General features: G+C 64.2%; 10 protein-coding genes and 1 pseudogene. 7 read left to right on the plus strand and 4 right to left on the minus strand.

The features are described from left to right. The first annotated feature begins 6 nt into the window (after positions 1 to 6). The 6 genes and pseudogenes from arcA (at position 7) to ACQY8M_RS00310 (ending at position 6,819) form a co-directional block, all read left to right on the plus strand. Positions 7 to 1,260, plus strand: coding sequence for an arginine deiminase (gene arcA, locus ACQY8M_RS00285; protein ID WP_428668367.1), 1,254 nt, complete (start codon positions 7 to 9; stop codon positions 1,258 to 1,260). 28 nt (positions 1,261 to 1,288) lie between these two features. Then, positions 1,289 to 2,719 (plus strand): Na+/H+ antiporter NhaC family protein, encoded by a 1,431-nt coding sequence (locus ACQY8M_RS00290; RefSeq protein WP_428668369.1) that lies wholly within the window; start codon positions 1,289 to 1,291, stop codon positions 2,717 to 2,719. 91 nt (positions 2,720 to 2,810) lie between these two features. Continuing rightward, positions 2,811 to 3,237: pseudogene (locus ACQY8M_RS00295) on the plus strand (transposase). A gap of 17 nt (positions 3,238 to 3,254) precedes the next feature. Next, positions 3,255 to 5,114, plus strand: coding sequence for a di-heme-cytochrome C peroxidase (locus ACQY8M_RS00300; RefSeq protein WP_428668371.1), 1,860 nt, complete (start codon positions 3,255 to 3,257; stop codon positions 5,112 to 5,114). Between the two features lie 42 nt (positions 5,115 to 5,156). Next, complete coding sequence (locus ACQY8M_RS00305) at positions 5,157 to 6,254, plus strand: catalase family protein (protein WP_428668373.1); 1,098 nt, start codon at positions 5,157 to 5,159, stop codon at positions 6,252 to 6,254. Between the two features lie 418 nt (positions 6,255 to 6,672). Further along, positions 6,673 to 6,819 (plus strand): hypothetical protein, encoded by a 147-nt coding sequence (locus tag ACQY8M_RS00310; protein WP_428668375.1) that lies wholly within the window; start codon positions 6,673 to 6,675, stop codon positions 6,817 to 6,819. 22 nt (positions 6,820 to 6,841) lie between these two features. On the opposite strand, the gene ACQY8M_RS00315 is transcribed toward ACQY8M_RS00310, so the two are convergent. Further along, positions 6,842 to 7,408: a DUF308 domain-containing protein gene (locus tag ACQY8M_RS00315; RefSeq protein WP_428668377.1), complete on the minus strand. Its 567-nt coding sequence runs from the start codon at positions 7,406 to 7,408 to the stop codon at positions 6,842 to 6,844. A 312-nt stretch (positions 7,409 to 7,720) separates the two neighbouring features. Here ACQY8M_RS00315 and ACQY8M_RS00320 point away from each other — a divergent pair, with 312 nt between their 5' ends. After that, positions 7,721 to 8,467: a Bax inhibitor-1/YccA family protein gene (locus tag ACQY8M_RS00320; protein WP_428668379.1), complete on the plus strand. Its 747-nt coding sequence runs from the start codon at positions 7,721 to 7,723 to the stop codon at positions 8,465 to 8,467. 227 nt (positions 8,468 to 8,694) lie between these two features. Here the strand turns inward: ACQY8M_RS00320 and ACQY8M_RS00325 are convergent, their stop codons facing one another. The 3 genes from ACQY8M_RS00325 to ACQY8M_RS00335 form a co-directional block, all read right to left on the minus strand. After that, positions 8,695 to 9,936: a glycosyltransferase family 4 protein gene (locus ACQY8M_RS00325; protein WP_428668381.1), complete on the minus strand. Its 1,242-nt coding sequence runs from the start codon at positions 9,934 to 9,936 to the stop codon at positions 8,695 to 8,697. A gap of 378 nt (positions 9,937 to 10,314) precedes the next feature. Then, positions 10,315 to 10,830 (minus strand): DUF1269 domain-containing protein, encoded by a 516-nt coding sequence (locus tag ACQY8M_RS00330; RefSeq protein WP_428668383.1) that lies wholly within the window; start codon positions 10,828 to 10,830, stop codon positions 10,315 to 10,317. Between the two features lie 184 nt (positions 10,831 to 11,014). Next, positions 11,015 to 12,241, minus strand: a complete 1,227-nt coding sequence (locus ACQY8M_RS00335) for a patatin-like phospholipase family protein (protein WP_428668385.1) — start codon at positions 12,239 to 12,241, stop codon at positions 11,015 to 11,017.

A 12,241-nucleotide genomic window follows, 5' to 3' on the forward strand; every position in this document is an offset into this window, starting at 1 on the left:
CATCACATGACAAAAGCATCGGACAAGCAATTCGGCGTTCATTCGGAGGTCGGCAAGCTCCACAAGGTCATGGTGTGCGCCCCCGGGCGAGCCCACCAGCGACTGACACCGTCGAACTGCGACCAGCTGCTGTTCGACGACGTGCTGTGGGTGGACAACGCCAAGCGCGATCATTTCGACTTCATGCAGAAAATGCGCGACCGCGGCATCGAGGTCGTCGAAATGCACAACCTGCTGGCCGAGACCGTGGCGATCCCCGAGGCACGCAAGTGGATCATCGACAACCAGGTGGTGCCCAACCAGGTCGGGTTGGGCCTGGTCGACGAGATCCGAAGCTACCTCGACGGGCTGACGCCGCGCGAGCTCTCCGAGACGTTGATCGGGGGTCTGTCGACCGAGGAATTCCCAGAGACCCGCGGCGGCGAGATGCTGAAGCTGGTGAAGGATGCCGGCGGCGTCACCGAATACCTGCTGCCGCCGCTGCCCAACACGCTGTACACGCGGGACACAACTTGCTGGATCTACGGCGGCGTCAGCATCAACTCGCTGTTCTGGCCGGCCCGCCACGAGGAGCCGATCCTGGCGGCGGCGATCTACAAGTTCCATCCCGACTTCGCCGGCAAGGTCAAGGTCTGGTGGGGCGATCCGACGATCGACCACGGCCTGGCGACGATCGAGGGCGGCGACGTCATGCCGATCGGCAAGGGTGTCGTGCTGATCGGCATGAGCGAGCGCACCTCGCGCCAGGGAATTAGCCAGCTCGCTCAAGCCCTGTTCCGCCAGGGCGCGGCCGAGCGCGTGATCGTCGCCGCCATGCCCAAGCTGCGCGCCGCCATGCACCTCGACACCGTATTCACCTTCGCCGACCGAGACTGCGTGCTGCTCTATCCCGACATCGTCTATAACATCCACGCCTACTCCTACCGACCGGCCGACACGCCGAGCGGCATCGAGTTGCGCAAGGACGACAAGCCGTTCGTCGAGACCGTGGCCGAGGCGCTGGGCGTCAAGAAGATGCGCGTCGTCGAGACCGGCGGCACCGCTTACATGCGTGAGCGCACGCAGTGGGACAGCGGCGCCAACCTGGTCTGCGCCTCGCCTGGCGTCGTCTTCGCCTACGATCGCAACACCTACACCAACACGCTGCTGCGCAAGGCCGGCATCGAGGTGATCACCATCGTCGGCGCAGAGCTCGGCCGCGGCCGCGGCGGCGGGCATTGCATGACCTGTCCGATCGTCCGCGATCCGGTGGACTTCTAGGCACTTCTGGCACCGAGGTTTCTCGTCGATGAAAAGGCCCGACCAACCCCGCCCGCCCTCGCCGGCGGAAGCCATCGTCCCGGTTGCCAGCCTGATCCTGCTGGTCGGGCTCTCGTACTTTCTGTTCGGCGATGCCGGGGCGGTCGGGCCGAACCAGGTCGCTCTCGTCGTCGCGACCGTGATCGCCGGCTTCGTCGGTTGGCGTTGCGGCCATTCGATCGACACCCTGGGCAAGGCGGCGACGGACAGCGTCTCGACCGGCATCGGCGCCATCTTCATCCTGTTCGCCGTCGGCGGGCTGATCGGCACCTGGGCGCTCAGCGGCACGCTGGTGGCCATGGTCTACTACGGCCTGCAACTGCTCAGCCCGAACTACTTCTTCGTCACCGCGTGCGCGATCACGGCCATCGTCTCCGCCAGCATCGGCAGCTCGTGGACGGTCGTCGGCACGATCGGCGTCGGCTTCATGGGTATCGCCTTGAGCATGGAGCTCAACCCGGCGATCGCGGCAGGCGCCATCATCTCCGGCGCCTACTTCGGCGACAAGTCCTCGCCCTTGTCCGATTCGGCCAATCTCGCCGCCGCCGCGGCCGGGGTCGATCTCTACCAGCACATCCGCGAAACCCTGCTGACCTCGACTGTCGCCCTGGCGATTGCGTTGGCGATTTTCTTCGCCCTGGGGCGACCAGGCGACTTCGACGCCTCGGAGAAGATGGCGGCGATCCGCGGCGCCTTCGAGATCACGCCCGTGCTGTTCTTGCCGCTGGTCGTCGTCATCGCGCTGGCGCTGTTCAAGGTGCCTGCCTTCACCGCCATCTTTCTGGGCTCGGTTGCGGGCGGCGTGCTCGCCGTGGTCGTGGCGCCGGGACGGGTCGTCACCTTCGCCGATGCAGCAGACCTTCCCGGCTGGCTCGCCCTGCTCAAGGGCACGTGGCTCGCCCTGGCCAGCGGCTACAAGTCGACCACCGGCTTCGCGCCGATCGACCTGCTGGCCAGCCGCGGCGGCATGGACAGCATGCTGAACACGATCTGGCTGATCGTCACCGCCCTCGCCTTCGGCGGCGTGGTCGAGAAGGCCGGCGTGCTCGACCGGCTGATCACGCCGATCACCGAGAGGGCGAAGTCCGTTGGCGCGCTCGTCAGCTCGCTGGTGGCGTCGATTGTCGCCACCAACATCATCACTGCCGACCAGTACATCGCCATCGTACTGCCGGGCCGGATGTTCAAGACCGCCTTCGAGCGGCGCGGGCTGGCTCCCGTCGTGCTCTCCCGCACGGTCGGCGACACGGCGACGCCGACCTCGGCACTGATCCCGTGGAACAGCTGCGGAGCTTACATGGCGGCGACGCTGGGTGTCGCCACCTGGAGCTATGCGCCCTATGCGGTGTTCAGCATCGTCAGCCCGCTGCTGGCTGTCGCCGGCGCCTACCTGGGATTCAGGATCCTGCGCCGCTCGTGATCCGTCTGCGATTGTGGGTGCCCACGTCGTGGCGATCCCGGCACCCGCGGCGGCGGCACAAGCGGCGGTTCTGTTCGACGAGTTTCACATCATGCGCCATCTCGGCGAGGCGCTCGACAAGGTGCGGAAGGCCGAATACGACCGTCTGAGCGGCAAGGACCGGTGCTTCATCAAGGAGCAGAAGCACACCCTGCTGTCGCGCCGGGATAATCTCAGCCTCGACGAAGCGCTCGCTCGGGCTCCTGCTCGCCGCCAACAAGCGGCTGAACACCGCCTACCTGCCGAAGGAGAGCTTCGGCCAGCTCTGGGATTATCGTTACGAGGGTTGGGCGCGCCGCTACTTCGACAACTGGCAAAACAGCCTCAAATGGCAGCGCCTCAAGAGCCTCATGATTGACAAAGAGTTACTCTCGCGTAGGCTATCGTACTTTCGCGGCCAAACTGGTGACGTTTTAATAGTTGTGAATATCAGTTCGCAAATCGGGATTATCCTTCCGAGGAAGAATTTTTCGCTCTAGCGCGGAGACGTCGGGAAATGCTGCGGAAACTTGGAATGGCCTTTCGGGCTATCGTCGCAGCCTCTGCTTCGGTCGGCGCCTTGGCTTTGTTGACATCCTCGAATGCGCCAGGGCAGGAGCCGCAAAAATCGGCTGCTCAATATACGAACGCGACCCTGCTGGACCAGGGGTGGACCGACGAAGATCGGCTGAAGTATTATTTCAATACGCAAGGTTCCGCGGCGCTTTCGTATGACATCTTTCTGAATCTCGAGGAAGCGGACGGCTCGGGTCTTTTCCGCGCGGATAAAAATCTTGCCCGCTTCGGGTTAACTCCACACGCGGCCGACCCCAAGTATAATCCGGATGGTCTTCCGATCGGCCTCACGCGAACGGTCGTTCCCGAGGGGCGTTGGAAGGGCGAGTGGCTAGGGTTTGGATGCGCCGCATGCCACAATGGCAGGCTTCAATATCAGGGACGGCAGATCAGCATCACCGGCGGGACTGCGGGCTGGTTCGATATCTATGGCGTATTGACGGAACTGAACAAGGCGCTCGCGGCTACCGCCGGCAATGCCGAGAAATTCAATGGTCTGGTTGGAAAGATGGGCGTCGATCGCGATGTCCTGCGAGCCCGCCTGGCCGCTGACGTCGCGTCGCTCGACAACTACGTCAACCTCGTCGCCGCCACGCCGGCCACACCCGGCCCCGGCCGGATGGATGCGCTTGGTCTCATTCACAACCAGGTGAACTCTCGCTGGCTCGGGGTGCCCGAGAATTGGCAGGCCCCGCTTGCTCCGACGAAGCCGTCCTTTGTCTGGAACCTGCCACAGTCGGCCTGGGCGCAGTGGAGCGGCGTGCTGTACGACCCTCTGAACCGCAATGTCGGCGAGGTCATGGGCGTATTCGCGCGCCTCGACCTCACATCTCCGTCCGTCGACAAGGGCCTGTTCGAATCGACGGTGGATATTCCCAAGCTGATCGAGAGCGAGACTCTCCTGCGTCGCCTGGCTCCGCCAAAGTGGCCCGAAGAGGTGCTCGGCACGATCGACCCGGCCAAAGCCGCGCGTGGGGCGAAACTGTTCGCGGAGAATTGCGGAGGCTGTCATTCGAGCTGGCCGCATCGCTGGAGCGAACCTCGTTTAGCCAACAAGCGGTTCATCGAAAACGCCATCGTCATGGCCGATGTCATAGGAACCGACCCCAACCAGTTCCGCAGCACCCAGTTCGAGTTCCTCCCGACCGTCAAGTCCGGTGCAATTGCGCCGAACCTCGCCCCTCCCGACACCGGCGCCAAGATCATCTCTCCGGCAGCCATGTTCCGTCGCACGTTGCAGCCGGGTCTCATGGGGCGGGCCATGAGCAAGCTCAGCCTGTCCCCCGATGAGCTGGTCTCCGCACATGGCTATGGCCCCGTCTACCCCGAGGAGGCGCTGCCGATGCCCGTTGTGGGAGGCTACAAGGCCAATCCGATCGAGGGCATGTGGGCGTCGCCGCCGTTCCTGCACAACGGATCGGTCCCGACCCTGTATGACCTGCTTACGCCCGCTGCGGCCCGGCCGAGGAAATTCTACGTCGGCCGCGAGTACGACCCGCTGAAGGTCGGGGTCGATACGTCGGGGAACTCCGGAACGTTCCAGTTCGACACTACGGCAGTCGGCAACTCGAACGCCGGTCACTCGTTTGAGAATGCCCCGCGGGGCAAAGGTGTCGTCGGCCGCCTCCTCACGGAGGACGAGCGCTTCGAACTGATCGAGTTCGTGAAGTCGGCGCCGTCGAAAGCGGCACAGATCTCGCCGTTCGGCGGGCCCGAGAAGCCGAACCGTGCATGGCTCGACGAGACATTCTACCATGTCCGGAATCCCGGCACGTACAACGGAGCGCCGAACCTCCGGTAGAGCGTTCGCCTCGAACATCGTGTAGCACCAGCGAGAAAGCCCATGCGTGCCTCCATATGCGCTGCCGCCATTGCCTGCGCCCTGTCGTTCCATTCGGCGCACGCGCAGAGCGGGAACAAGCCGGGCTTCGTGCCCGGTCTTCGGCAAGAGGTCGTCGAGCCGGATGAGGCGCCCAGCATTGCCGAGATCCAGCGTCGATCGATCGAACGACTGCAGCGGCAGTTTCCGGATGGCAAACGCCCGGTCCTGCGCGACGCCCATCCCAAGGCGCACGGCCTCGTTTCGGCCGAGTTCATCGTTCTGGACGGGCTTCCGGAAGAGTTGCGCCGCGGCGTCTTCGCCAAACCGGGCACCTATCAGGCGCTGATCCGTTTCTCCGCCGGCAACGTCGAGGTTCAGCCGGACACCATCCCGCAAGCCGCCGGTATGGCCATCAAGCTTTTGGGTGTCGAAGGGGAAAAGCTGCTTCAGCGCGAGCGCAATGCGAAGACGCAAGACTTCATTATGATCAATGCGCCGGTTTTCTTCGTGAGCAACCTCAAGGAATATGTCGGAGTCCATGAGGCCATGGACGAGGATCGGCTGCTCGAATTCTTCCAGGCGCGCCCGCGGCTTCTGCAGGCGATCGCTATCGTGCGCGGCCAGGCCATCAACAACCCCGTGCAAGTCCGCTACTGGAGCATGACCCCCTATCTGCTGGGTGAACGCGCCGTGAAATTCGGGGCCAAGCCGCTGTCACGCGTGGCCAACGAGCCGCCTGCCGAGCTCGGGCCCGACTTCAAACGAGAGGTGATGATCAAGCAGGTCTCGTCCGAGGACGTCTATTACGAGTTCGGCATCCAGCTCCAAGCCGATCCCAAGTCGATGCCGGTCGAGGACCCGGTTGTCCGCTGGGACGAAGAGGTTTCTCCCTTCCAGCGGGTCGCCCTCATTCGTATTCCGAAGCAGGACATTACATCCGAGAGCTGGGTCAGGTTCGGAGAGAATCTCTCCTTCACGCCCTGGCACTCGATAGCCGATCACCGGCCCCTGGGATCCAACAATCGTGCCCGCCTGAGTATCTATGAGGCGATCTCCGACTTCCGGCACAAGATGAACGGAGTCGTCGCACAGGAGCCGACCTCGATCCCGCAACGCTAGCAGTTCGCCGAAAAATCTCCGGCAGGTGGCGGCGAGGCGCGCCGGACACTCTTCCCGATCCGCGAGCAGATCGACCTGCAAGCCGGGACTGGACTGTGAAGCCGTGCCGGCTGTCGACAGGGGACCCGTGGCACAATTGTGCGACAGAGTGCCGATGTGCCAATGCCGGCGCCGACTATGCTGCGGGGACATCGCCTACCCTGGCGGTGGCCCACGTAGAGGGGTGGACACGCTCGTGGCCGAGTCCGTCTCCCGTGCCCGACGGTCGGCGCGTGGCGCGGCGGGCCGGCGTCGCCTTCACTCTACGGCTACGTTCTCGTGTTGAGCGCCCAGCAGCAAGTGCGGCTCGGCCTGTTTACCCTCGCGGTCTTTCCCTTGTCATTGGCGCCGCTCGAGCTGCAGCGGCGCATCGTCAACTATGCCGTGCGCCGTCGATCTGCTGCTGGCCTACGGTGCGTTGTACCTCGCCGTCCTGTTGCTGCAGAGGGGCCTGAAATTCCTGCGCAACCTCTACATTTACAAGATCGCGGAAGGCGCTGCGGCACGTGGTCGATGCCGCAAGTGACGACGATCTTAGGTGGGAGGCGTTACATCCGGCGGGCGACCAGGGCGACCGTGAAGTAGGCCCATCCGGTGACGCCGAGCGAAATGCCGCCGACAGTGGCTGGCGTAAAGGAGCGACTGTAGGGCAGCTTCATCACCAACAGCGCAGCCGCGAGCACAGCGACGACACCAGCCAAGGCGAACCAATACCATCCCGGCAAGCGCCGCACCTTCGCCGCAAGAGCGATCTGCGTCAGCCCATGCAGGGCGAAGACCAGCGCCATCACCAGCGTCTTGATGACAATGCCAGGGAAAGGCTCGATGTAGACGAGGACTCCGCCGACCGCTGCCACGCCGCCGAGCGCCAGGCACCAGGCGAACAAGACGGTCTGCTGCATCTTCCCCGATTGCACGATCTGCGCGAGGCCGACGAGCAGCAACACCAGGCCCAGCACCTCGTTGGGTGCGATCGACGAAAGCGCGGGCACGAAAATCGCCACGGCGGCGCCGATAGCGAACACCCCGCCGACGAGGGCGAACAGCAGCCAATGAGAGCGGAAACTATCGATGGCGAAACGTCTGGAGTCATCCGGAAGATTGGTAGAGATCACGGCAGCTCTCCTCGAAGCGCGACATTCGCACGCCGGCACCCCGGGTGCATGCGGCACTCTGCAGCCCTGCCACCTTGTGCAGGATACCTCCCGGATTTCAAGACTGGTGCCCTCGAAGGACGCTCCGGCGGTCCTCCTCGGGCGCATATCGGTGCGCGTCCCACGGCTGTTCCATGGGTTCCAAATTCGCCCGAATGCGGCCGCAGCCCCATTGTGAATGGACGCCGGACCGAATTTGCGTTTGATTTGCAGCAGTTCCCGGCCCGCGGTGACAGATGCACCGTCGGTTTCAGGCAAAGGATGAGGTGGGCTATGGCGAATTCCAACTTCGGATCGGTCAATCGTGCTGCCGGCGTTCCCGACCAGGCGGCATTCGACGCTGGCCTGCGCGCTCACATGGTGCGCGTCTACAACTACATGGCGTCGGGCCTCGCCCTCTCGGGCATTGTCGCCTTCGGCATCTTCAGCTCGGCCGAGATCGCCAGCCTATTCTTCGAGATCCAGGGCGGCAGCGTCGTCGGTCTCAACGCGCTGGGCTGGATCGCGATCCTCGCACCGCTCGGCCTGCTGCTGTTGACCTCGTCCCGCGCCGGGCAGATGAGCGTCGGCGCGGTTCAGGCGGTCTACTGGGTCGTCACCGGCTTGATGGGCGTCAGCCTGTCCCTGCTGCTGTTCCGCTACACCGGCGCCTCGGTCGCCCGCACCTTCTTCGTGACGGCGGCCGCTTTTGGCGCGCTGAGCCTGTATGGCTACACCACCAAGCGAGACCTCACGGCCGTCGGCAAGTTCCTGTTCATGGGCCTGATCGGCATCATCCTGGCCGGGCTCGTCAACATGTTCTGGCCCTCCGGCACGATGAGTTTCATCATTTCTGTCGCCGGCGTGCTCATCTTCGCGGGCCTGATTGCCTACGACACCCAGAAGATCAAGGAGCAGTACGCCGGCGCCTGGGGGTCCGACGCAGCGGAGAAAGTCGCGATCTTCGGCGCGCTCAGCCTGTATCTCGACTTCGTCAACCTGTTCCAGTTCCTGATGATGTTCCTGGGGCAGCGCCGCTAGGGGCGTACGGCGAGGCCGAGGATCGGCCGTGCGGCACGACGTCGACGCCATTGTCACTGGTCCCGCCGTCGCTGACATGGTCAACGGCCAGCGCGCGATGGCCAATGGTGCCGGCGAGCTCGGACCAAGACTAACGTAGCGCTATCGTACGGGTGGGCACGCCGCGACCAGCGCCAAAATCCGCCCCACTGTCAACGATGGGATCGTCGCCGACAGGGGGCGATGCTTCAGTTCGTCGGACCTACGTAGTGAACAAGAGTCGGGCCACCTGAAACACCTTCGTCACTTCGCTCTTCAGCAGACGTCGTGCGCGATGGTCCACGAAGGGCGGTGGCGATGCGGTCGATGCCATTTTCGAACGAAAACCGCGTCTGGACGACGCGAGTAGCCTGAGCGCCAAATTGGGCGCGAAGCGCGGGATCACGCACCAACCTCAAGATCGCGGCGCAGAGTTCGTCAGGAGCGGCAGGAGCAACCAGAAGGCCATTGACCCCATCCTCGACGAACTCCGCGATGCCGGCGGAGCGAGTGGAAACAATCGCCATTCCCTGGTAGCCAGCCTCCTGAAGCACATTGGGCATACCCTCCTGGTCACCATCCGCTGCGGTCTTGCTGGCGAGCGCGAATATATCGCAGCGTGCGTAGGCAGCGAACACCTCTGCGGACGGTTGCGCGCCGAGCCACATGCAACGCTCTGCAATGCCCAGACGGTTGGCCCGCCCCTTGAGTTCTTCGTCCAGGATGCCGCCGCCAATGTGCTCGAAACGCCAGTGCAGCTGGGCCGGCAGCCGTGCCAGCGCATCCAGAAGGTCGTCATAGCCCTTTTTCTGCACGCAACGGCCAACCGAGAGGATGACGACCGGATTTGCAGGATCGGAACCGTCGCGACGGCACTCGCGAATGGGCGGCACCGGCAGATGCGCCAAGTCCAGCCCATGATAGACGAGTTGGACCCGAGAAGAGTCGGCAACCAGGTCCTTGAGACGGGCGAATGCGAAGTTCGTGCAGGTGATCAGCCAATCGGCGTCGGCGAGTTTCCGGCGCAATTCCCATTCCTGACTGGTCCAGATGTCCTTGGCATGGCCGGAACCAGACCAGGGCAGGCCACGCATGATCGCGGCGTAGCGAGCTACGGACGCCGGCGTATGAAGAAAATGTGCATAGATTCGCTCGATCGTTGCCGGCATCTCGGCAGCGAGCACCATCGCTTGGCCCCAACGCCGTATCCGATGAAAGGTGCGGTCCCGGATCAGATCATGGAGGAATCGGCGCCGTGCGAGGGAGAAACCCGGTAGCCGACGCACCGTCCACCAGGCGCGCATGACGCGCAGGGCGTCGTCTTTCAAGTACTGTGGCAGATAGGCAATGGGTGCCCGGACGCGCGCATGTGCAGGATGGATCGCAGGATCCGTTCGATAGCGCAGCGAATAGATCTTCAGGTTGAGGCCACGCGCTTCGAGGCCAGCCATCTCCTGGGCAATAAACGTCTCGGACAGACGCGGCCAGCACTTAACGACGACCGCGATTTGGGCGTCCGCTGTCGGTTGTGAGTCCGAGACAGCGCTGTGTCCCGGCTGACGAGGATTACGCATCCTTGCGTCTGACATCGCCGAAGTTGCCGAAATACTAACCATCGGGTCGTGCCCCAAGGCGCGGTGGAAAGATCTCCGGGCTGAGCCGGCGACAAGCTTGTCGAAAGTATAGCTTGCACAGTCGGCTGGATACGGCCGCGCGCCAGAGAACCCTGGGCGCCGTCCACAGCGCTTGCGCCAACATGCTGCCCACTGTCACCTCGGCCGGCCGCGCCAACCTCTTCGCCGGCGCATTCGACTTGGTCTCATGACGCTCTAGGTGCTGAGCTTGTCGAGCGCGGCGCGCAGCCGCGCTTCCTGTTCGGTCGACAGCGAGGTCTTGAGCACGCGCGGCTTGTAGGGCTCGAGTTCCGGGATCACCTTGTCCTCGGTGACGCTGCGGAAAAGCACGCAGAGCGCCGACGAGCCATTCGGGATGGTTTCGCCGATGCTCTTGATGAAGTCGTCGCGGATGCCGTAGTCGGCGAGCGATCCGGAGAGGGCCCCTGCCCCGGCCCCCGCGACGGCGCCGATGGCCATGCCGGCAAGGGGATTGAGGAACAGAAGGCCGAACAGCGTGCCCCACAAGGCACCACGGCTTCCACCCGCCGCCGCGCCCAGGGCAGTGAGATTGACGGCCTGCTTGATGTGCGCCTTGCCCTGGGGGTCGCGCTCGACGACGCAAGCATCCTCGAGGTCGATCAGGTATTCCTTCTGGAGAGAACGCAGCTTGTTCAGCACCTCGTCTGCCGTGTGCAGCCCGTCGAATCCAAGAATCACCAGAGTGCTCATCTGCGTTTCCTTCGTGAAGTCGCCCAAGAGACGTGGACCGCGTGTACCAACGCCCGCCACGCGATATCACCAGCGCCCCCCGGGCGACCGGCAGTCTACTTGCCGCTCCGGCTTCGCACACCGGCATGTTGTCCCAGGACTGGCCCGGGAGTTCCATTCCGCCTCCTGCCGACCACGAGGAGGGTCAGTCCTCGGGACTGCTCCCGCGCGTTGCACGGGTAGTGTGGAGTCCCGGAGGGACGAGGTGCCAAGGCTTGCCGGACCGCGCTTTGGTGTAACCGTAGTCGAACAGCGCTCGCATGTAGGCCTGCTCGAACGGCCGCCCACGCCGCACCGTGAAGTCGGCGCCGATATAGGCCAGCCTGTAGGCGACGTCATCGCGCTTGGTTAGGAAGTAAGCCAGCGCCACGTCGCTGTAGCCCGCGGATTGCAGCATGGTGCCGATGGCCCGGCCGGCGATCGAGATGGTGCGACGCTCGACCTCCGCATGTTCCGAATCGAGACGCGCATTGCGAATGAGATAGGCGGTCTGCTGGCTCCGCACCGGCAGCAAGCCGGGGTCGAACGACCCGGGATAGAGGAAAAGCTGGGCGTTGACCCCGCCGTCGACATGCATCTCCTGGTACCGGGTGCCGTCGACTTCGACATCGATCATGACCGGCGGAAAGGCGCCCGGAATGGCAGCGGTGGCCAGCAGGATCTTGCGGAACAAGTCGAGCGCCTGCGGATGACCGCTGGCAGCGATGGCACCGATGTTCCAGATCACCGGGCGCTGCGCGTCGAGATCGGTCGTGCCCAACATGAGCAGCCGGCCGCGCTCGTACTCCCGGCCGATGGCTGCGAGCATCTTGCCGTCTACGTACCGGTCGATAGTCTCGGCCAGGGGCCGGGTCCCGGCCATGGCGTCGCTGAAAAGCGCGGCCGTGAAGGCGCGCCGCGAGAATATGCTGTCCGAACCCAGCTCGGTGTAGACCTCGCGTAGCTGCCCGTCGTAGCTCGGGCCGAGAAATGCGAAGGGAGCGATCAGGGCGCCAGTGCTGATTCCGGTCACCATTCTGAATTCCGGCCGAGTACCGGTCGTCGTCCAGCCGTTGATCAGGCCGGCACCGAACGCCCCGTTGTCGGCGCCCCCCGAGATGGCCAGGAAGGACGATGGCGGAATCGGCTGGCTCGGCCGACCTTCGGCGCGCAGCGCAGCCTTGATCCGTTCGATCGCCAGGGTCGCCTCGGCAATCATTGGGGCGGGATCGCCATCGGCGTAAAACCGCGCATTGGCGATGCCGAGAGGAAAGGCGCGTGGTACGTCGGCGGCCTGCACCGCCGGTCCCCGCGGCAGCGGCGTGCAGGCGGCCAGAATCGACGCCCCCGAGAGCACCACGACGAGCGAAGCCAGCCCCCGCAAACTCACCAT

Origin of the sequence: Reyranella sp. (assembly GCF_965279465.1) — a bacterium.
GTDB lineage: Bacteria > Pseudomonadota > Alphaproteobacteria > Reyranellales > Reyranellaceae > Reyranella.